This window comes from Kitasatospora sp. NPDC048239 (assembly GCF_043202015.1).
Taxonomy (GTDB): Bacteria; Actinomycetota; Actinomycetes; order Streptomycetales; family Streptomycetaceae; genus Kitasatospora.
On record NZ_JBICZP010000006.1, the window covers coordinates 562332 to 582575 of the forward strand.

20 protein-coding genes and 1 riboswitch are annotated in these 20244 nt (G+C 74.0%); of the genes, 14 read left to right on the forward strand and 6 right to left on the reverse strand.

The genetic code is table 11. The features are described from left to right. Nucleotides 1–63 precede the first annotated feature (63 nt). From ACGFZP_RS19755 to ACGFZP_RS19780, 6 genes are all read left to right on the forward strand, one after another. On the forward strand, nt 64–921 hold the full coding sequence (locus ACGFZP_RS19755) for a class I SAM-dependent methyltransferase (RefSeq protein WP_392934411.1): 858 nt from the start codon (nt 64–66) through the stop codon (nt 919–921). Nucleotides 922–1169: 248 nt separating this feature from the next. Beyond that, a complete protein-coding gene (locus tag ACGFZP_RS19760; protein ID WP_392934413.1) occupies nt 1170–2474 on the forward strand; it encodes an NAD(P)/FAD-dependent oxidoreductase in 1305 nt (434 codons plus the stop codon). Then, complete coding sequence (locus tag ACGFZP_RS19765) at nt 2471–3601, forward strand: hypothetical protein (RefSeq protein WP_392934416.1); 1131 nt, start codon at nt 2471–2473, stop codon at nt 3599–3601. The genes ACGFZP_RS19760 and ACGFZP_RS19765 overlap by 4 nt, the downstream gene beginning before the upstream one ends. Beyond that, nucleotides 3598–4344, forward strand: coding sequence for a DUF6182 family protein (locus ACGFZP_RS19770; protein ID WP_392934419.1), 747 nt, complete (start codon nt 3598–3600; stop codon nt 4342–4344). Before ACGFZP_RS19765 ends, ACGFZP_RS19770 begins: the two co-directional genes overlap by 4 nt. 137 nt (nt 4345–4481) lie before the next feature. Then, complete coding sequence (locus ACGFZP_RS19775; RefSeq protein ID WP_392934421.1) at nt 4482–5132, forward strand: LysR substrate-binding domain-containing protein; 651 nt, start codon at nt 4482–4484, stop codon at nt 5130–5132. Next, a complete protein-coding gene (locus tag ACGFZP_RS19780; RefSeq protein WP_392934424.1) occupies nt 5129–6799 on the forward strand; it encodes an alpha/beta fold hydrolase in 1671 nt (556 codons plus the stop codon). The genes ACGFZP_RS19775 and ACGFZP_RS19780 overlap by 4 nt, the downstream gene beginning before the upstream one ends. Nucleotides 6800–6915: 116 nt before the next feature. Here ACGFZP_RS19780 and ACGFZP_RS19785 read toward each other — a convergent pair whose 3' ends face one another. Further along, entirely contained in the window at nt 6916–8100 is a 1185-nt protein-coding gene (locus ACGFZP_RS19785; protein ID WP_392934427.1) for a thiolase family protein, read from the reverse strand. Between the two features lie 218 nt (nt 8101–8318). Here ACGFZP_RS19785 and ACGFZP_RS19790 point away from each other — a divergent pair, with 218 nt between their 5' ends. Next, entirely contained in the window at nt 8319–8846 is a 528-nt protein-coding gene (locus tag ACGFZP_RS19790) for a GNAT family N-acetyltransferase (protein ID WP_392934430.1), read from the forward strand. 97 nt (nt 8847–8943) lie between these two features. On the opposite strand, the gene ACGFZP_RS19795 is transcribed toward ACGFZP_RS19790, so the two are convergent. Both ACGFZP_RS19795 and ACGFZP_RS19800 read right to left on the reverse strand, forming a co-directional pair. After that, complete coding sequence (locus ACGFZP_RS19795; protein ID WP_392934432.1) at nt 8944–10002, reverse strand: serine hydrolase domain-containing protein; 1059 nt, start codon at nt 10000–10002, stop codon at nt 8944–8946. A 247-nt stretch (nt 10003–10249) separates the two neighbouring features. Then, nucleotides 10250–11344, reverse strand: a complete 1095-nt coding sequence (locus tag ACGFZP_RS19800) for a glycoside hydrolase family 19 protein (protein ID WP_392934434.1) — start codon at nt 11342–11344, stop codon at nt 10250–10252. 305 nt (nt 11345–11649) lie between these two features. Between ACGFZP_RS19800 and ACGFZP_RS19805 the strand changes: the two genes are divergently transcribed. Continuing rightward, complete coding sequence (locus ACGFZP_RS19805) at nt 11650–12423, forward strand: GntR family transcriptional regulator (protein WP_392934436.1); 774 nt, start codon at nt 11650–11652, stop codon at nt 12421–12423. A 336-nt stretch (nt 12424–12759) separates the two neighbouring features. Next, the gene (locus tag ACGFZP_RS19810) at nt 12760–14253 is read left to right on the forward strand and encodes an alkaline phosphatase family protein (protein WP_392934690.1); all 1494 of its coding nucleotides are present in this window, start codon (nt 12760–12762) and stop codon (nt 14251–14253) included. Nucleotides 14254–14295: 42 nt separating this feature from the next. Here ACGFZP_RS19810 and ACGFZP_RS19815 read toward each other — a convergent pair whose 3' ends face one another. Then, nucleotides 14296–14715 carry an HIT family protein gene (locus ACGFZP_RS19815; protein ID WP_392934439.1) on the reverse strand — a complete coding sequence of 140 codons (420 nt, stop codon included), beginning with the start codon at nt 14713–14715 and terminating at the stop codon, nt 14296–14298. A 148-nt stretch (nt 14716–14863) separates the two neighbouring features. On the opposite strand from ACGFZP_RS19815, the gene ACGFZP_RS19820 reads away from it, so the two are divergent. Beyond that, nucleotides 14864–15055 (forward strand): YegP family protein, encoded by a 192-nt coding sequence (locus ACGFZP_RS19820; RefSeq protein WP_392934442.1) that lies wholly within the window; start codon nt 14864–14866, stop codon nt 15053–15055. Nucleotides 15056–15189: 134 nt separating this feature from the next. Here the strand turns inward: ACGFZP_RS19820 and ACGFZP_RS19825 are convergent, their stop codons facing one another. After that, nucleotides 15190–15885 (reverse strand): MSMEG_1061 family FMN-dependent PPOX-type flavoprotein, encoded by a 696-nt coding sequence (locus ACGFZP_RS19825; protein ID WP_392934444.1) that lies wholly within the window; start codon nt 15883–15885, stop codon nt 15190–15192. Nucleotides 15886–16017: 132 nt separating this feature from the next. Here ACGFZP_RS19825 and ACGFZP_RS19830 point away from each other — a divergent pair, with 132 nt between their 5' ends. Then, nucleotides 16018–16323, forward strand: coding sequence for an antibiotic biosynthesis monooxygenase family protein (locus ACGFZP_RS19830; RefSeq protein WP_392934447.1), 306 nt, complete (start codon nt 16018–16020; stop codon nt 16321–16323). Nucleotides 16324–16434: 111 nt separating this feature from the next. Here the strand turns inward: ACGFZP_RS19830 and ACGFZP_RS19835 are convergent, their stop codons facing one another. Beyond that, a complete protein-coding gene (locus ACGFZP_RS19835) occupies nt 16435–16683 on the reverse strand; it encodes an SCO4226 family nickel-binding protein (protein ID WP_392934450.1) in 249 nt (82 codons plus the stop codon). A 558-nt stretch (nt 16684–17241) separates the two neighbouring features. Continuing rightward, nucleotides 17242–17369, forward strand: a riboswitch (FMN riboswitch). 208 nt (nt 17370–17577) lie between these two features. Between ACGFZP_RS19835 and ACGFZP_RS19840 the strand changes: the two genes are divergently transcribed. Genes ACGFZP_RS19840 through ACGFZP_RS19850 form a run of 3 tightly spaced genes read left to right on the forward strand, consistent with a single transcriptional unit; the run spans nt 17578 to nt 20206 of the window. Continuing rightward, on the forward strand, nt 17578–18240 hold the full coding sequence (locus tag ACGFZP_RS19840) for a riboflavin synthase (RefSeq protein ID WP_392934452.1): 663 nt from the start codon (nt 17578–17580) through the stop codon (nt 18238–18240). Further along, the gene (locus ACGFZP_RS19845) at nt 18237–18884 is read left to right on the forward strand and encodes a nicotinamide riboside transporter PnuC (RefSeq protein WP_392934454.1); all 648 of its coding nucleotides are present in this window, start codon (nt 18237–18239) and stop codon (nt 18882–18884) included. Before ACGFZP_RS19840 ends, ACGFZP_RS19845 begins: the two co-directional genes overlap by 4 nt. Continuing rightward, entirely contained in the window at nt 18881–20206 is a 1326-nt protein-coding gene (locus tag ACGFZP_RS19850) for a bifunctional 3,4-dihydroxy-2-butanone-4-phosphate synthase/GTP cyclohydrolase II (protein WP_392934456.1), read from the forward strand. The genes ACGFZP_RS19845 and ACGFZP_RS19850 overlap by 4 nt, the downstream gene beginning before the upstream one ends. Nucleotides 20207–20244: the final 38 nt, after the last annotated feature.

A 20244-nucleotide genomic window follows, 5' to 3' on the forward strand; every position in this document is an offset into this window, starting at 1 on the left:
ACCTGACCGGGGCGCCGATCCCGCCTGCTCCGAACCGACAGCCCCCCACCCAAGGAAGCCCCCATGACCGAAACACTCAACCCCGTCGAGCGCACAGCACTCCTGACCGCCGCCCTACGGGCCGCCGAGACGCTCCGCGAGGACCGGCTGTACCAGGACCCGTACGCGGCGCAGCTGGTGGGCGAGACCGGGCCGGAGCTGCTCGCCGAGATCCGCCGCGCCACCTTCCCCGCACAGGGCGTCCGGACCGTCCCGAGCACCCCGGACTACAACGCCATCCGCACCCGGTTCTTCGACGACCACCTCCGGAACGCCGTCCGCGACGGGGCGATCGGACAGGTGGTGCTGGCACCGGCCGGGATGGACTCCCGCGCCTACCGGCTCGACTGGCCGGAGCACATCCGGTACTTCGAGGTCGACCGGCCCGACGTCCTCGCCTTCAAGGCCGAGCGGCTGAGCGGCGTGGCCCCGCGGGTCGACCACCGCACGGTCGCGGCCGACCTCACCGCACCGGACTGGGAGGAGCGCCTCACCGCCGCCGGCTACCGACCGGACGAACCGTCCATCTGGCTGCTGGAGGGCCTGCTCTACTACATCCCCGAGGCGGACGGTCGGCGGATGCTGAAGCGGGTCGCCGCGCACTGCGCCCCCGGCAGTCTGGTCGCCGCCGACATCGTCAACAGTGCGGCGCTGACACTTCCTCACATGCGGCCGCTGCTGGACGTGTTCGAGGGCTGGGGCTGCCCGTGGGTGTTCGGCAGCGACACTCCCGAGGAGCTCTTCGACGAGCTGGGTTTCGACGTCCGCGCGGTGCAACCGGGCGACCCGGAGGCGCACTTCGGCCGCTGGCCCGACCCGGTGCCCGACCGGTCGGTGCCCGGCGTCCGACGGGTGTTCTTCGTCCACGGGCACCGGCGTTGAGCAGGCCCCGCGTGGTGGTGGCCGGCGGGAGCGTCAGCGGCCTCGCCGTGGCGGTCGCCCTCGCCGGCCACGGCTTCCCGGTCCGGGTTCTGGAGCGTGCACCGGCCCCCGCACCGGCGTCCGGCCCAAGCCCAAGCCCGGCCCCAAGCCTGGCCCCAGTCCCAGTCCCAGTCCCAGTCCCAGTCCCAGCGCCGGCCCCCGCCCAGGCCCCCGCCCCCGCCGGGCCCGCCTGGCCACCCCGGCCCGGCGTGCCGCAGAGCGGGCACTCCCACATCCTCACCTCGTTGGGCGTGCGCCTGCTGCGCGAGCGCGCCCCCGCAGTGCTGGCGGACGCACTGGCGGCCGGCGCCGAACTCCTCGACCTCACCGCCGCGGCCCCGGCGGCGCGCACCCCGTTCGTCCGGGAGCGGCAGGACGCCGAACTGGCGGCGCTGGCCGTCCGCCGGGTGGTGCTCGACGACGTGCTGCGCCGGGCCGCGCTGCGGCTGCCCGGGGTCACCATCTCGTACGGCACTACGGTCCGCGGCCTGGTGGCGGACGCCTCGGGTCGGCGGCCGGCCGCCGTGGTCACCGACACCGGCGAGCACGTGCCCGCCGACATCGTGCTGGACGCGACCGGCCGCCGGGCCGTCTCGCGCGGCTGGGCCGGCGCCCGCGGCGAGAGCCGCACCACACCCACAACCCTCCGCGCCCTCACCCGCTTCTACCGGTTGACGGACCCCGGCAGCAGGCCCGGGCCGCTCAACCGTGGCAACGCGGCCGGCGGCATCTGGAACCACTACGCGGCGGTGGTGCACCCCGCGGAGCAGGGGCTCTTCGCCGTCACCCTGGGCGTCCTGCCGGGCGACCCGGGCACCGCGGCGCTGCGCCGCGCTGGCGCCTTCACGGCGGTGGCCGGGCTCTCCCCGGGTGTCACCCCCTGGCTGGACCGGGCCGCCGCCCGACCGGTCACCGAGGTCCGCGCCATCTCCTTCCCGCCGAACACGTTGCACCCGGGCCCGGCCGACGACGGCCACCTGGACGGGGTCCTCGCCGTGGGGGACGCCGCCTGCGTCACCGACCCGACGTACGGGCGCGGCATGTCGCTCGCGCTGGTGCACGCCTTCGGGCTGGCGGACGTCCTGGCCGCCCACCCGGTGCCCGACGACACCCAGCGCAAGCTGGCCGGGGCACTGGCCGACGACCTGCTGCGGCCCTGGTACGAGCAGGCGGTGCAGGACACCGCGCTGCGGACCAGGGCCTGGCAGGCGGCCGCCGGCGCCCCCGCCCCGGGGCCGACCACCGCCACCGAGTCGGCCGAGCCGACCGAACCCCCCGCCGGCCGCCCCTCCCTGGCACGGACAGCGGTCGCGGCGGCCTGGGACGGCGCCGTCTGGCGGGGCCTGACCCGCGTCCTGATGAGCCTGGACACCCCTGCCGCCGTGTTCGACGACCCGGACTTCCGGGCCAGGGTGCAGGCCGCACCCCCGGAGCCGCCGCCCGGCACGCCCGCGCCCCCCACCAGGGAGCGGCTCCTGGAGGCCGTCGCCGCCGCGGAAGGAGCCCGGCCATGACCGTGCAGCCCCGGGTGCTGGTGGCACCCGTCACGGTGACCCCGTCGAAACCGCTGACCCCCAGTCACCTCAAGGGACTGCTCTGGACGGACGTGATGTACCGGGCGACCGGGCGGCTGGCCGACGTCACCTTCCGGTACAGCCCGACCACCTACCGGCCCACCGAGCAGACGCTGGGCTTCTGGTACTACCTGGACCAGACCCACGGCGACACGGACTACTCGGTCCTGTCCGAGGAGGACATCGGCGAACTGTACGTGCGCTTCCGGGCCGACGCCGCAGCGGTACCGGCCGACCGCCTGCAGCCGTATGCCGACGCGGTGGAGCACACCGACTGGGTCCACCCGGCCGGCGCGCGGGTGCTGCAACTGTGGACCGGCCACTACGCGCGGCTGGGGCTGCACGACCCCGGGCTGAAGGCGCACCAGCCGCCGGGCCTCGGCCTGGAGGAGGCGATCGACCGGCTCGCCCGGGCGGGCACCGTGCTCGACCAACGGCCCGAGGGCGGCCCGGTCTACCTCGACGCCACCCGGTTCGGCCTGCCGCTGCGCCAGATCGTGGCCGCCGACGGACGCCCCAACTACCTGGCCTGCGCGCTGCGCGAGCTGCTGCCGCTGGCGCCCGGGTACGACGAGATCGTCCTGCTGTACGACAGCGGACTCGACGCCGACTACCAGCTGCTGGAGCGGGTCCTGTCCGCCACGGGACCGACCGTGCGGCGGGTGCCGATCGGCAGGGTCCCGATCGACGGGAAGATCACCTCGGCCCGGCACGGCGGCTGGCGCGACCACGCCGTCGGAGCCCTGCTGCGCGCGCTGGACGACACCTGTACGCCGGAGGCGGGCCGACTGGGGCTGAGGCTGTACTTCATCGCCTCGCTCGGCCCCGGGCAGCGGGAGTCCTTCCGGCTGGACCTGCTCCGGCAGTGGGCGATCCGCGCCGAGCGGCTGCTGGAGCGCTCCCGCGACGCCGACGCCGAAGCCGACCCCGCTCCGGCCCTGGCGGACCGGCTCGGGCGGCACCGGCGCGACCACCTCTACGTCGACCCGTACCGGCTGACGACCTCCCTGCTGGGCAGCCGCCGACCCGCACCGGACCGCGGACTGCTCTCGGAGGTGTACCTGTGATCCTCTCGCCCGACGTCCTGCTGGACTCCGCCGTCCGGAGGCTGGTGGCCGCCCGGCCCGATCTCGCGGCCGGCCACGACCTCTCCACCCCCGCCGGGCTGGCCGCCGTCCGGGACGCCCTCCGACAGGCCGGTGACCGGGCCCGGAGCGAGGACCGGACGGTGGTCGCCGTGGTGCGGTCCGTGGTGCTCCCCGACTGGGTGCGCGAGACCTGCCGGTTCGCGCTCTCGCTGGGCGAGTCCGACGCCCTCGCCTGGCGGGCGTCCTTCACCAGGACGGTCTTCCTGGCCGGCCGGCCGGACAACCTCCGCGAGCGGTTCCGCTTCGACCACCTGGCCGCCGACGGCTCGGCGGCCTGGCTCGGCCCGGCCCCCGAGGAGGCCGGCCGAACGCTGCGCCGACTGCTCAAGACGCTCGTGGCCGTCCGTCCGGTCACCGCCGAGCCGCCGGTCACCGTGCGGCTGCCCGCCCCGGACGGACCGCCCGCGCGCGCCGTCCACCGCGACCTGTACGTCGCCGCGGCCGGGCTGACCCTCACCGCGACACTCGTCCAGCTCAACCACCTGCTCGCCGAGGCGGTCCTGGACGGGCTGATCGCGCCGGGGGACCAGCTCACCGTGCGCCACGTCCCCCGGCTGACCGAGCTGCCGGCGCCCGTCGAGGCGCTGCGCGTCGACACCGACGACCGCCACCCCGACCGGCTGCGCGCCTACGCCGCGCTGACCGCCCCCGTGCCCCGCTGAGCTCGACCGCCCCCGTGCCCCGCCGAGGCCGACCGCCCCCGTGCCCCGCTGAGGCCGACCGCCCCCGTGCCCCGCTGAGGCCGACCGCTCCCGTGCCCCGCCGAGGCCGCCCCCGTGCCCCACTGAGAGAGGACCTCATGCCCGATCAGCCCCACACCCCCGTGACGGGTTCCGTCGCGACCCGCCCGCTCCGGCTCGGCATGCACGGCTCGCCGCACCTGGCCCGGTCGATCCTCGCCAAGGCCGGCCTGCTCCCGGGGGAGGCCGAACTCGTCCCGTACGACGTACGCGACCCGTTCGGCCCGCTGCGCGCCCGCCAGGTGGACGTGATGATCGTCAAGTACACCCTGCAGGAGCCCGACATCGCCTTCAGCCGCCCGGTGGCCCTCGACACCCGGGCCGTCATCGTCGGCGCCGGACACCCGCTGGCCGCGCGGGAGAGCGTCAGCCTGGAGGACGTCGCCGGGTACGACGCCTTCGAACGGCCTGGCGACTTCCCCCCGAACGTCTGGGACCTGGTGGTCCCCAGGACCACCCCGGGGGGCCGCCCGATCCGCCGGGTGCACCCGATGACCACCCTGGCGGCGATGGCGGCCGTCCTCGCCGACGGCCGCTCCGTGCACGTGTCGTTCCTGTCACTGGCCGACGCGCTGCCACCGGGCACCGTCGCGGTGCCGGTCCACGACCTGCCGCCCGCCCCCGTCGCGCTCGCCTGGCTGCGCGGCGAGGCCCAGCCGGCCGCCGTGACCCGGCTGGTCTCCGGTGCGGAGCAGGAGGAGAGCCGGTGAACCCGCTGCCCGGCACCGCCGTCGTCCTGCTGCACGCCCTGGCGCTCTCCTCGTGGATGTGGGAGGACCAGGCCGCCGAACTCCGGGCCCGCGGCTACCAGGTCCTGGTGCCCGACCAGGCCGGCTTCGGGGACGCACCGCTCGACGACTCCCCGCTCTCGCTCGACCAGCTCGCCGACCGGCTGGCCCACTCCCTGGACGAGCAGGGATTCCGGGACGCCGTACTCGTCGGCAGCTCGATGGGCGGCTACCTCGCCCTGGCGCTGCTGCGCCGGCACGAGCATCTCGTCCGCGGTCTGGCCCTGCTCGCCACCCGGGCCACCGCCGACGCGCCGGCCGAGGCCGAGGCGCGCCGTCGATTCGCCGCCGCGATGCTCGACGACGACCTGCGCGACACCGTGGTCGCCGCGGCCGTCCCGCGGCTGATCGGCGCCACCACCAAGGCGGAGCGCCCCGCGGTCGCAGCGGCGGTGGCCGAGCAGGTCGCCGCGGCCGCGCCGGCCGCGGTGGCCGCAGCCCAGCGCGCCATCGCGGACCGCCCGGACAGCAGCGCCCGGCTGGCCGCCGCCGACGTTCCCGTCCTGGTCGTCGCCGGTGCGGAGGACGAACTCGTCCCGGTCGAGGAGGCCCGGTCGCTGGCCGCCCTGGCCCGGCGGGGAGTCCTCGTCACCCTCCCCCGGGCGGGCCACCTCCAGCCGCTGGAGGAGCCGGCCGCCGTCACCGAGGCCCTGCTCGGGCTGCTCACCCGGGTCGCAGCGGGCGACACGGGCGACGCGGGCGACGCGGGCCTCGCAGGCGAGGAGGAGGCCACCCGCGCCGACCAGCACCGCGCGTGGGGCCACACCGCCTCCACCGGCCTCGGCTACACCAGCGACGGCATCATGGACGCCCACTTCGCCGCCTGCGCCCCCTACTACCGCGCCGCGCTGGACAAGGTCGGAATCCGGGCGGGCTGGCACGTCCTGGACGCCGGCTGCGGCAGCGGCGCCTTCCTCCCTTGGCTCGCCGAGCTGGTGGGCCCCTCGGGCCGGCTCTCGGCGATCGATCTCGCGCCCGAGAACGCCGGGCTGGCCGCGGGCCGGGTGAGCGCCCTCGGCCTCGCCGGGCAGGTGGACGTCCGCCAGGGCGACCTGCTCGCGCTGCCCTACGAGGACGACACCTTCGATGCCGTCTGGTGCTCGAACACCACCCAGTACCTGGACGACGACGCCCTCGCCCTCGTCCTGAAGGAGCTGGTCAGGGTCGTGCGCCCCGGCGGCCTGGTCGCCGTCAAGGACCTCGCCGCCGACCTCGTCTCGGTCCGTCCCGGTGAGCCCTTCCAGGCGGTCGACTTCTTCCGCCGGGCCGCCGGGGCAGGGGGCTACCCGGCCCAGCTGCTGCGCTCACGCGAGCTGCGCGACCGGCTCGCCGGGGCCGGCCTGGAAGAGGTCCGGCAGGAGACCGTCCTGATCGAGCACTACGCCCCGATGCCTGCGGCCGTACTGGACTTCTACGGCCAGGCCTGCGCGAGCATCGCACGGCAGGCGGCGGGGCTGGGGATGGGCGCGGCGTGGGCGGCGTTCGCCGATCCGCACAGTGCGGACCACCCGCTGCGCGATCCGCAGGGGTACATCAGCGAGGGCAGCGTGCTGGCCGTCGGAACGGTGCCCGCCGGACCGGGCCGATAGCGGTCACCGGTCGTCACGAGCCCCGGGTCCGCGACGACCGGGCTGGTACCCGACCCGGCGGGCATCCGAGCCGGCGGTGCGGACGCATCCGGCGGGCTCGGGCCCGCCGGTCGGCGTCAGTCCAGCGCCTCCAGGATGGTGGCGTTGGCCAGGCCGCCCGCCTCGCACATGGTCTGCAGGGCGTAGCGGGCGCCGCGCTCGCGCATCGCGTGCACCAGGGTGGTCATCAGCCGGGTGCCGCTGGCGCCCAGCGGGTGGCCGAGCGCGATCGCACCGCCGTTGACGTTGACCTTCGCCGGGTCGGCGCCGGTCTCCTGCAGCCAGGTCAGCACCACGCTGGCGAAGGCCTCGTTCACCTCGAACAGGTCGATGTCCGCGAGGGAGAGCCCCGAGCGGCGCAGCACCTTCTCGGTCGCGGGCAGGACGCCGGTCAGCATCAGCAGCGGGTCCGACCCGGTGACCGCGAAGGAGTGCAGCCGCGCCAGCGGACGCAGGCCCAGCCGCGCCGCCGTCTCGCCGTCGGTGATCAGGACGGCCGAGGCGCCGTCGTTGATCGGACTGCTGTTGCCCGCCGTCACCGACCAGTCGATCTGCGGGAACCGCTCGCCGAAACCCGGGTCCGCGAACGCGGGCCGCAGGCCGGCGAGCACCTCGGGTGTGGTGCCCGGGCGGACCGACTCGTCCATCGTGACCAGGCCGCCGGGCGTCGTGACCGGAGCCAGCTCCGGCTCGAACAGCCCGGCCGCATGGGCGTGCGCGGCCTTGGCGTGCGAACCGGCGGCGAACTCGTCCATCGCCGCACGGGAGAGCGACCACTGGGCGGCGATCAGCTCCGCGCTGATGCCCTGGGGGACCAGCCCACCCGGGTAGCGGGTGGTGATCGCCGTGCTGAACGGGTCCGCCCCGGGCGGAACGTTGGACCACATCGGCACCCGGCTCATCGACTCGATCCCGCAGGCGACCACCACGTCGTAGGCGCCCGCGATCACCCCCTGGGCGGCGAAGTGGACGGCCTGCTGGGAGGAGCCGCACTGCCGGTCGACGGTGGTCGCCGGGACGGACTCCGGCAGCCCGGCCGCCAGCCAGGCGTTCCGGGTGGTGTTCATGGCCTGCTCGGCGACCTGGTCGACGCAGCCGCCGATCACGTCGTCGACCAGCGCCGGGTCGATTCCGCTGCGCCCGATCAGGGCCTGGAGGGTGTGGGCGAGCAGCTCGACGGGGTGGACGCCGGAGAGGGCCCCTCCCGGCTTGCCCTTGCCGATGGGGGTGCGAACGGCTTCGACGATCACGGCGTCACGCATGGCGGCCGCCTTCCTCCGGGTGGTGCCGGGCCGGTCAGGGCTCCGGCGGCAGTTGGAAAAGCAAACCCACCATAGGTCTAGTGGGTTTGGAATTCCAACTATTCGAAGATGTGGTGCGGGCCACACCTCCCGGCCCGCTACGGCGCCTCGCGGGAGGGCCAAGCCGCATCCGTGAAAGTGTTTGCCGACCGCGCGCCGCGTGGGTAGCGTCGCCTTCCGTGACCCCGACCCTGCGCACCGAGCGGCTGCTCCTGGAGCCCTACCTCCCCGACGACGAAGAGGGCTTCGTCGCCCTGTTCCAGGACACCAGGGTGTCGCGCTGGATGGGTGACGGCCCTGCTTCCGAAGCTGCGGACCGGGCACTGTTCGGGCGGATCTTCACCAAGGTCTACGCCCAGGACCTCTTCGACGTCTGGGCCGTCCGCCGGGACGGACTCCTGGTCGGGCACGCCGAGATCAAGGCGACCGAGGCCACCGGAGGGCACGAGATCATCTACGCCCTGGCGCCGGCGGCCTGGGGGCTCGGCCTGGGGACCGAGCTGGCGGAGGCCGTCACCGCCTACGGCTTCGGCACGCTCGGACTGGCCCGTGTCCACGCCACCGTGGCCGCATCGAACACGGCCTCACTGGCCCTGCTGGACCGGATCGGGTTCGAGCACGTCCAGGACGTCGAGGAGGAGGACGGAAGCACCACCAGGGTGCTGGTCCGCCGGCGGACCGCGACTGACGGCTCGCCCCTCGCCTGATCAGGGGGCGATCCACCCCCCCGCCCGTGAACCCCTGACCGTCTGAACCGCCCGTTGGCCTGGCGGACGGCGAGCGATCAGTCTGCGGGCCGCCGACCTACCCGGCCGTCGCGTGGTCGGTCTGCAGGGTTCGCAGCAGGGCCGTGCCCGCCGGGTCGACCGAGCGGCGGGTGTTGGCCAGGACTATCACGCCCACCTGCTTCTCCGGGTCGAAGGCGACGAACGAGGCGAAGCCGCCCGTCCCGCCGTTGTGCCAGATCTGCAGATGGCCGCCCTGGTGCGGGTGCAGGCGGTGGCCGAGCCAGCCCAGGTGCGCCCAGGCGAAGGGGTTGACCCGGTGCTTGACCTCGCGGGTGAGCGCTATCGCGGGGGCGAGCGGGCCGTCCTCGCCACGGCCGGAGGCCAGTTGGGCGCGGAGGAGCACGGCGAGGTCCGCGGCGGTCGAGCGCAGCGCGCCGGCGCCCGCCAGATCGGCCAGGTTCCAGCGGGGTACGGGCCTTCGCCGCGGGCTGTGGCCCTGGGCGAGTCGGGCCGACTGCTCCCCGCTCACCTCGATCACCGTGTCGGCGAGCCCGAGCGGCTCGGCGATCTCCCGCGCCACCAACTCCCCGTACCCGATGCCGGACCGGTGGGCGAGGGCCAGGCCCAGCAGCCCTGCGCCCAGGTTGGAGTAGCGGAAGCCGCGGCCGGGCGCGCTGTGCAGTCGCGTCCGGGCGAGTCCGGCGAGCAGGGCCTCGCCGGTGCAGTGGACGTACGGGTCGGGCTTGCGCGGGTTGAGCAGGGCCGGCAGCAGCATCCCCGCGGGTAGGCGGGGCAGCCCGGCGGAGTGGGTGGCGAGGTGCTGGAGCGTTATCGCCGTTCCGCCCTTGCTCGGCACGGTGGAGCCGGCCGGCAGCGCGTCGGCGAGCGGCTCGTCCAGGGCGGCCGACCCGGCGGTGACCAGCCGGGCCAGGGTGAGGGAGGTGAACACCTTGGTCACCGAGCCGACTTCGAACAGCGTGTGCGCTCCGGGTACGTCGGCGGCCGGGCCCGCGCCGGTGCGGCCGGCGCCGCGGATCTCCACCGCGTCACCGGCCAGCCCGGCGACGACCACACCGACCTGCTGGCCCGCGAGCCGGTCGGCGGTCTGCTGGACAAGGCTGCCAAGATCGCTCATGCCTGTGAGCCTAGGTGCCCGCCACCTGCCCGGTCGTCAGCCGTAGCGATGATTCCGGTCCCCGCCGGTCCGCCCACAGGCGTATGCCCAAAGGGATACGTGAGCGACCGCCGGAGCCGAACACGGCAGTCGGCCAGGCCCGAACGACCTATCCCGAACGACCTATCCCGAACGGCCAGGCCCGGCCCGAGGACCCGGCCCGAACGGCGGGGACCGGTCACCCGGCCCCCGCCCCCGATCGGCGGCGTCAGCAGCTCAGGTTGGAGCCCGGAACGGTGCCGAGGATCTGGGTGAAGCTCTGGTAGGCGTTGATCCGGCTCTGCACCTGGGCGGGGTTGCCGCCGTTGCACTCCAGCGAGCCGTTGATGCTGCGGATCGTCTCACCGAAGCCGTACCCGTTGACCATGGCGTTGTGCGGGGTCATGGTGCCGGGGCCGGTCTGGGTGTTCCAGTACCAGAGCGCGGTCTTCCAGGCGACGGCCGGGTCGGTCTGGACCAGGTTCGGGTTGTGCAGCAGGTCGATGCCCAGGGCGTCGCCGGCCGCCTTGTAGTTGAAGTTCCAGCTCAGCTGGATCGGCCCGCGCCCGTAGTACGCGGCCTGTCCGGCCGGGCAGCCGTACGGCTGCGAACTGTCACAGTAGTGCGGGTAGTTGGCGGTGTTCTGCTCGACCACGTAGACGAGTGCGCCGGTCTCGTGGTTGACGTTGGCGAGGAATGCCGCGGCCTCCTGGCGGCGGACGGTGTCGCTGCCGGTGCGGGCGAACCCGGGGAAGGCGGCGGTGGCGTCAATCAGGCCCTGGTAGGTGTAGAAGGGGTTCCGGTTCGGGAACATCTGCTGGAACTGCGCCTCGCTGACCGGGAATCCGCCCGGGTTGGGCGTCTGGGTCGAGGTCGGTGTGGCGGTCGGCGTCGAGCCGCAGTTGAACGGCTCCCAGTACCAGGTGCTGATCACCGGGTCGTAGCCCGGGTTGTCGTGGGTGGCCCGGTAGAGCCCGCCGTTGGTGTAGTGCACGATCGTGCCGGTCGTGTAGGTGCGCCCGGCGACCCAGTCCGGGTAGGAGCAGTTGCCCGAGGTGGGGGTCGGGGAGGTCGGGCCGCTACCGCCGCAGGTGCCCTGGTCGGCCCAGACACCCGTGCCGGCGGTGCTCGGGGCCTCGTTCTGGGTCCACCACTTGGCGGACCAGTTGTGCCCGCTGTAGGAGACGGCCGCGCCGCCGGTGTACGCGGTGGACGCGTTCCAGGGGGCGGCGCAGGCCGCCGCGTTGGCCGCGGAGGCGGGCAGCAGCAGCGCGATCGCCAGCGCGGTCGCCACGGCGGAGAGCAGCGCGAGTAGACGCTTCATGGACACTTCATCACCCCTTGTGCGGTGGGGGCCGCACGGTCGTGGAGGAAGGGAGGAAGGGAGGAGCAGGGGAAGCGGGAAACAGGGGAAGGGCGTTCGGGCAGGGGAGCCGGGCCTCGTCGGGGTTGCGGCGCGGGCACGTCGTGGGGGACGGGCCGACCGGGGTGCGGGCCGGTGCGCCGATGACGACGGGGCTGACCCAGACTCAAGCGGAATGGTCTATACCTGTCAAGGGGTTGCGGGGTGATGCGGTGCCGGTCGTGCCGGATTCGGCCGGAATCGGCTGGGTCTGCGAGGATGTCCGGATGGACGACACTCCCGGTTCCGCCGCCCTGCCCGGCCCCGGCGGGCCGATCCGGTCGGGCATTCCGGAGCACGGTCGGGTGCCCAAGTACTACGCGGTGAAGGGGCAGTTGGAGGCGCTGATCGACGAGCTCGGCGAGGGCGGCGTGCTGCCGACCGAGCGTGAGCTGGCTGCCCGCTTCGAGGTGGCCCGCGAGACCCTGCGCCAGGCGCTGCGCGATCTGCTGATCCAGGGGCGGGTCCGCCGGCGCGGCCGCAGTACCGTGGTAGCCGGGCCGAAGCTGGAGCAGCCGCTGTCGCTGTCCAGCTACACCGAGGGCGTCCGCCGTCAGGGGCGCACCCCGGGCCGCAACCTGATCGGCCTGGAGCGGATCGCCGCCGACGTCCACCTGGCCGGTCAACTCCGGCTGCCGGTGGGGGAGTCGGTCTGGCATCTGGAGCGGGTGCTGCTGGCGGACGGCGAGCGGATCGGACTGGAGAGCACGTACGTCGCGGTGGCGAGGGTGCCCGGGCTGGACCGGGAGTTCGACCCGGAGTCGTCGTTCTACGCGTTCCTCAAGGAGCAGGCGGGAATCGCCTTCGGTGCGGCGGACGAGCGGATCGAGACGGTCCTCGCCTCGCCGCGGGAGGCGCTGCTGATCGGTACGCCGCCCGCCCTGCCGATGCTGCTGCTGCACCGGCTGACCAGGGACGCGGCCGGAGTCCCGGTGGAGCGGGTGCGCTCGCTCTACCGCGGGGACCGGTTCAGCTTCACCACCCACCTCGCCGCCGACTGAGGCCGGCTCCGCACTGCAGCTGCCAAGCCGCCACCCGGCCGTCGCCGCCCCCATTTGATCACCAAAAGGTAACGGGTCTGGACCGAATTCGAGAGCTGTTCACGCCCGGGACGAAACCCGGGCGACCTCCGGCCACCCGCCGCTCCGACCGTTGTCACCGCTCCCCCCTTCCGCTCCCTCCCGCTCCATGACGCAGCCTCAGGAGACGACGTGACCGCCGGAACCCCCGCCGCCGAGCCCTGCACCACCGAACCCCGCACCACCGAACCCCGCACCGCCGGAACCCGCCCCGCGGGCATCCCCCGCCGAGGACTGCTCCTCGGCACCGCCGCCGCCCTGCTGGCCACCGGCCCGCTGGCCGGCCGCGCCGTGGCCGCCGCCACCGGTACCGCCGCCACCGGCACCACGACCACCCCCGCGACCGCCGCCGCCACCACGCCCCGTACGCCGAAGGTCCTGCTCATCGGCCTCGACGGCGCGATGCTCAACCGCATCAAGGACGCCGGCGCCGCCAACCTCAACGCCCTGATGGCCGGCGGCCTCACCGCCGCCGGCAGCCTCTACGCCAAGCCGATGGCCGAGACCGCCTCCGGCCCGGGCTGGTCCACCGTCGCCACCGGCGTCTGGCCCGACAAGCACAACGTCAGGGACAACAACTTCACCGCCCCGGCCTTCGCCGCCTACCCCGACTTCCTCACCCGCGTCGAGACGGCCGCCCCCGCACTCTCCACCCACGTGATCGCGTCCTGGGGGCCGGTCGCCACCACCATCTGCTCCGGCAGGGTCGACACCCGCATCGCCACCCCGTCCGCCGAGTACGACACCGGGACCACCTCCCGCGCGGTCGCCCTCCTGCGGGACGGCAGCCCGGACGCCCTCCTCGTCCACCTCGACAACGTCGACCACGCCGGCCACTCCAGCGGCGCCGCCAGCCAGGCCTATCTGGACGCGATCCGCGGCGTCGACGCCCAGGTCGGCCAGCTGGTGGCCGCCGTCCGCGGCCGGGCCGGCTACGCCCAGGAGGACTGGCTGATCATGGTCACCGCCGACCACGGCCACACCGACCTGGGCGGCCACGGCGGCTCCAGCTGGAGCGAGCGGCAGACCTTCGTGATCGCCAACGGCGGTGGCCTCCCGGCCGGTTCGGTCCGCCACGACGTCCGGATGGTCGACATCGCGCCCACCGCCCTGGCCCACCTCGGGATCGCCGTCGACCCGGCCTGGGGCCTCGACGGCAGCCCGATCGGCAGCCTCGTCCCGGACGCCTTCGACGCACTGCGCCCCCAGCTCACCGGCCGGGTGGACGAGACCGGGATCGCCGCCGGCACCCTCGGCTTCACCCACACCCCGCCGAGCGGCTGGTCGGTCGACAACTCCGCCATGGGCACCGGCGGCATCACCGAGTGGCGCGGCTGGAGCTTCACCACCGACGAGTTCTGGACCAAGACCCAGCGCGACCAGAACCGCGAGCTGAACGTCCGCTCCCGGAACGTCTTCGCGGTCGCCGACTCGGACGAGTGGGCCGACAAGACCTTCAAGGGGGTCTACGACTCGACCCTGGTCAGCCCGTCCTACCCGGTGGCGGGGCTCGGTACGGTCACCGTCTCCTACACCACCTACTACCAGCCCGAGGGCAGCCAGACCGCACAGGTCCTGGCGGTCTGGGACGGCGGCACGCCGACCGTCGTCAGGAGCCACACCACCCAGGTCAACGGCCCGCAGACGCTCACCCTCGCCGTCCCGGCCGGTGCCACCGGCCTGCGGCTGCGCTTCCGCTACACCGGCGACAACAACTGGTACTGGGTGCTCGACAACGTCCGGGTGGGCTGACAGCGCGCGACGGCGGTCACCCGGGCTCGGCGAGTGCGGCGGTCACCCGGGCTCGGCGAGTGCGGCGCGCAGCAGCTCGGCGACCTCCGCCGCGCCCGCCTCGTCCGGGTACCGCCCGCGCGGCCAGAAGAAGCCGCGCAACCCGTCCTTCGGGTTGCGCGGCACCACGTGGACGTGCAGATGCGGTACCGACTGGCTGATCCGGTTGTTCGCCGCCACGAAGCTGCCCGCCGCGCCGAGCCCCCGCTCCACGGCGGCGGCCACCCGCTGCACCTGGAGGAAGAACGGGCCCACCTCGGCCGCCGGCAGGTCGGCGAGCGTGCGGTGGTGGGCGCGTGGGACGACCAGCACATGGCCGGGGAACAGCGGTCGCCGGTCCAGGAACGCCACCGCCGCCTCGTCGTCCAGTACCCGGTGGGCCGCTTCGTCGCCCGCCACCACCGCACAGAAGACGCAGTCCATCCGTCCATTCAAGCCGCCGCCCGCGGCCCCGGCACGCCGTCGGCGCCGCTTCACCCGTCCGGCGGAGACCCGGGTGCGGACGGGCGCCGGAGGGGCGCACCGTGCTGGAGGGGGCGCGCCGTGCGTCCCACGCGAGGAGGTGGCCCGGATGGCGGGCAGGTTCGAGGTCTACGAGGACGCCGGCGGCAAGTACCGGTTCCGGCTCAAGGCGGGCAACGGCGAGATCGTCGCCACCGGCCAGGGCTACCCGAGCAAGGAGGCCGCCCACAAGGGAGTCGAGGCGGTCCAACGGGCGGCCGCCGGCGCCCCGGTGGTGGACATCGCCAAGACCGCCGCCTGATGCCGGTGCCCGAGACCGCAGCCCCGGAACGGCCCGCACCGGCCTGCACCCGCCCCGGCGACCCGGCACCCGCACCGGCGACCCGGCACCCGCACCGGCGACCCGGCCCCCGCCCCCTCGCGAGCCCCGCGTGGTCACTCGTACCGGTACAGCAGCGACTCCCGCTCGCTCTGCTCGATCATCTCGACGGTGAGCGAGGGATCCCGCAGGTGGGAGAGGGTGACCTCGGCCGAGCTGGGCTGCTCGTCCTTGCCGAGCCAGTTCTCCGGCTTCCACGCCGAGCTGCGCAGGAACGCCTTCGGGCAGTGCGCGTACACCTCCTCGACCGCCAGCACGATCGCACTGCGCGGCGGCTTGCCGACGGCCGTCAGCTGTTCCAGCAGCTGCGGGTCGGTGGAGACGCAGGCCCGCCCGTTGACCCGGAGGGTGGTGTCCCGACCGGGCACCACGAAGATCAACCCGGCCCGACCCGTCTCGACGATGTTGTGCAGGGTGTCCAGCCGCTTGTTGCCGGTGGCGTCCGGAATGGCCAGCGTGTACTCGTCCAGCACCGACACCAGCCCCGCCGGTCCACCGCGCGGCGACACGTCGCAGCGCCCGGCGGCGTCGGCGCTGGCCACGAAGACCAGCGAGGAGCAGGCGATCAGCTGCCGGGCCACCTCGTGGATGTGGTCCACCTGCTTGCGTCGGGCGTGGTCGCCCGGCTGCTCGTAGATCTCCCGCAGGTTCTCGGTATCCCGGACGGCGCCCGCGTCGAGAGCCGCGAAAAGGCTCCCGGGGGCGCCCGACGGGCTGGTTGACGGAGCGGCAGTTTCCGGTGTGGTGGTCATACCGGAAATCTAGCCGAGGGCTCTGCCGGGCTCTTTGGCCACCGTCTGGGAAACCTCGCCCGAACCCTCCCCACCAGCGGTTTTCCGCCGATAATGGGGGCCAGGGACGCGCTTTCGCGGGAGGTGGCGGCCATGATCATCAGGATCTGGGCCGGACAGGTCACGGCCGGCCGAATCGAGGAGTTCCGCTCGCTGCTCACCAGCCGGGTGATCCCCGAGCTCGTGCGGACGGACGGGTGCCTGGGCGGCGAGCTGATGCAGTCGGTGACCGACGACGGCCACCGGGTGCTCGTGGTGAGCCGCTGGCGCGACGAGGCCGCCCTGCGCGGGTACGCCGGGCCGATGTGGCGGATCCGCCCGGTCTGGTCGGAGGGTGAACTCCGGTACCTCGCGCACCCGCCGGAGGTCACCCACTTCACGCCGATCCCGACCGCCTGACCCGCGGGGTCCGAAGCGGTCGCAGCCGCCGGATCGAGCGGTCACAGCCCGCCCGCATACGGCCGGACCCGCCCGCGCACGGCCGGGCCCGCCCGCAACCGCCGAGCGTGCTCACACCGTGAGCGGCACCGGGTGGATCTCGTCCGCCGGGTGGCCGGTGCGCTCGTGGACGCGCTGCACGGCCTCCTTGGAGGGTGCCTCGGAGAGGCAGTAGACGGTGCCCGACTCCGGGTCGGCCCACGCCTGCTCGAAGTGCACGCCCTCGTTCTCCTCGATCGCCAGATCGGCCTGGTGGGCCTTGCGGAGCTCCTCGCCGGTGATCCCGGTCATCCCGTGGTGGACGTCCATGAACTTGGCCATCGTCCTCGTACCTCCTGATCGGGGAGTGTGCCCGCCCGCCCCGACCGGGCCCGCTCGGGTTTGCTGTCCTTCCAGGGTGCGCCGCCCACCGTGCCGCCGTCCACGCGGGACGCCTCCGGACACCGCCAGGGAAGCCGCCAAGGCAGCCGCCGGGTAGGACGCGGAGCCCCTCAAGGCACCCTCCACCGCCCCGCCCCGCCGATTCCACCCGCCGTCCACCGGCCTCCCGCCGGTACTCCGGGAATGCTGGATCCGGACGGCCAACCCCGGTACGCCCGCGAGCCGGTGCACACCGACGCCCGGGGCCGGTACGAGCGCACGGATCCCCGCCCACCGCAGCGACGACCGCGACGCTGAGCTGCAACGACGGCACGCCGCCGCGGTGGTGGCGCACCGGAGACCGGAGTGCCGCCCGCACCAAGGCGGGAGGCGACGGGGACGCGGTGGAGCGCACCCCGGCGCATTCCCGGCCGTCGCGTGAAACAGACCACAGTGGAAGCCTCTCCCTGGGCTTGCGCGGACCATGGCACAATGACGTCAGAAGTAGCAGTGACGTTCAGCGCACTCCGGGGTCGGTGAAAATCCGAACCGGCGGTTACAGTCCGCGACCCGTCCGCAGCCAGCGGCCGGTTGACCAGGTGAAATTCCTGGACCGACGGTTAAAGTCCGGATGGGAGGTGTGCGCGGCGGACGAAGAGCAGTGCCCGTGGTCCCCCGGTGGACCTCGGGAAGGTGTGCGACGGGAGGCTCCCTCCCGGCGGTCCGACACCCCTCCTCAGGGGGCCGGCCACCGCGACGACGGGCCCCGCCCGGTCGGCTCGCGCACCCGTGCCCGTCCGTGTCCTCTCCCATGCCGCCCCGGAGTCCGCGCCCCTAAGCGCGAGGAGAACCCGGGTGTTCACCGGCATCATCGAAGAGCTCGGCGAGGTCGTGTCGATCGAGGAGATCGGCGACTCCTCGCGAATCCGTCTGCGCGGCCCGGTGGTCTGTCAGGACGCGCACCACGGCGACTCCATCGCGGTCAACGGCGTCTGCCTGACCGTTGTCGACACCCCCGAGCAACTGGCCGCGGACAGCGGCGAGTTCAGCGCGGACGTGATGGCGGAGACGCTGCACCGCTCCAGCCTCGGCGAACTCGCCCCCGGCTCCCGGGTCAACCTGGAGCGCGCGATGGCGCTGGGCGCACGGCTCGGCGGGCACCTCGTGCAGGGCCATGTCGACGCCACCGGAACGCTGTTGGCCCGCGAGCCGGGCGAGCGGGACGCGGACGGCAACCTCCGCTGGGAGGTGCTGCGCTTCTCGCTGCCCGCCACCATCTCCCGCTACCTGGTGGAGAAGGGCTCGATCACCGTCGACGGCGTCAGCCTCACCGTGGTCGAGGCCGCCCGCGACAGCTTCACCGTGAGCCTCATCCCCGCCACCCTCGCGCTGACCACGCTCGGCGCCAAGTCGGCCGGCGAGAGCGTCAACCTCGAAGTGGACGTCCTCGCCAAGTACGTGGAGCGCCTGCTCGAATCCCGCACCCTCCCCACCACCATCGCCGGAGACCCCCAGTGAACTGGCTCAGCGGAATCGCTTTCACGGCCTTCGGCGAGCACGTGAAGTGGGCCGACATGATCGGCAACCTGCTCGGTCTGTCCGCCCTGGCGCTCGGCTGGCGCCGCTCGGTGTGGAGCTGGCCGGTCCAACTGCTCTCCGGCGCCGTGCTGATCACCGCGTACCTGAACGGCCATGTGCCGGGCCTGATCGGCAAGCAGCTGATCGTGGTCGCCACCGCGGCCTGGGGCTGGAACCAGTGGCAGCGCGGCCGCCGCGACACCGGCGGGATCTCCGTACGGTTCGCCACCTGGCCCGAGCGGGCCGTGCTGGTGGCCGGCACCGCGTTCGGCACCAGCGCGCTGGCCTGGCTGTTCCTGGCCAACCCCAGCCTGTCGTGGAGCCCCTGGTCGGACGCGTACATCTTCGTCGGCACGCTGGCGGCGATGGTCGCCCAGGCCCGCGGCTGGGTCGAGTTCTGGTTCGCCTGGATCGCCGTCGACGTGGTCGGCGTCCCGCTGGCCTTCAACAGCGGCTACGCCTTCTCCGGCCTCACCTACTCCATCTACTTCGTCCTGGTGCTGCTCGGCCTGCGCTCCTGGTGGCTGAGCACCCGTGAGCCGCGCACCTCGTCCGCCACCGTCCCGCAGGGAGTCACGGCATGACCGCCAACCGGACCACGCAGCAGACCGCGCACCAGACCGCCGGCAGGACCGCGCACCAGGCCACCGGCCCGGGCGACGACCTCGACCTGGTGCTCGACCCCGTCGAGCGGGCCATCGCCGACATCGCCCTCGGCCGCGCCGTGATCGTGGTCGACGACGAGGACCGCGAGAACGAGGGAGACATCGTCTTCGCCGCCTCCGCCGCCACCCCCGAGCTGATGGCCTTCACCATCCGCTACAGCTCCGGCGTGATCTGCACCCCGATGACCGGCGACGAGCTGGACCGGCTCAAGCTGCCCCCGATGACCCAGGTCAACGAGGACCGCAAGGGCACCGCCTACGCCGTCTCGGTGGACGCCCGCGACGGGGTCGACACCGGCATCTCCGCCGCCGACCGCGCCCGCACCGTCCGCCTGCTCTCCTCCACCGGCACCGAGCCCGGCGACCTCACCCGCCCCGGGCACGTCTTCCCGCTGCGTGCCGTCGAGGGCGGCGTCCTGGTCCGCCCCGGCCACACCGAGGCCGCCGTCGACCTGGCCCGGCTGGCCGGGCTGGCGCCGGCCGGTGCCATCGCCGAGGTGGTCAACGACGACGGCACCATGGCCCGGCTGCCCGAGCTGGTCGCCTTCGCCCGCGAGCACGGCCTGGCGATCATCTCCATCGAGGACCTGATCGCCTACCGCCGCCGCACCGAGCTGCACGTCGACCGGGCGGCCGTCACCGCGCTGCCCACCGCGTACGGGGAGTTCACGGCGGTCGGCTACCGGGGCACCATCGACGGCGTCGAGCACCTCGCGCTGGTCGCCGGCGGCCTGGACGCCGACGGCCGGCTGCCCGACGGCGAGGACGTCCTCGTCCGGGTCCACTCCGAGTGCCTGACCGGCGACGTGTTCGGCTCGCTGCGCTGCGACTGCGGTCCGCAGCTCCAGGCCTCGCTGGCGAAGGTCGCCGAGGCCGGCCGCGGCGTCGTCCTCTACCTGCGCGGCCACGAGGGCCGGGGCATCGGCCTGGCCCACAAGCTGCGCGCCTACGAGCTGCAGGAGCAGGGCCGCGACACCGTCGACGCCAACCTCGACCTCGGCCTGCCGGCCGACGCCCGGGACTACAGCATCGGCGCGCAGATGCTCGGCGACCTCGGCGTGCGCTCGCTGACCCTGCTCACCAACAACCCGGACAAGCTGGCCGCGCTCACCGAGCACGGCCTCAAGGTCAAGGGCCGGGAGCCGATCGAGACCCCGCCCGGCGAGCACAACCTGCGCTACCTGCGCACCAAGCGCGACCGGATGGGCCACGACCTGCCCGGCCTCGGCCAGGACTCCTGAAGCACCCCACCCCCCGTACCGACCACCGAGAGGGAACA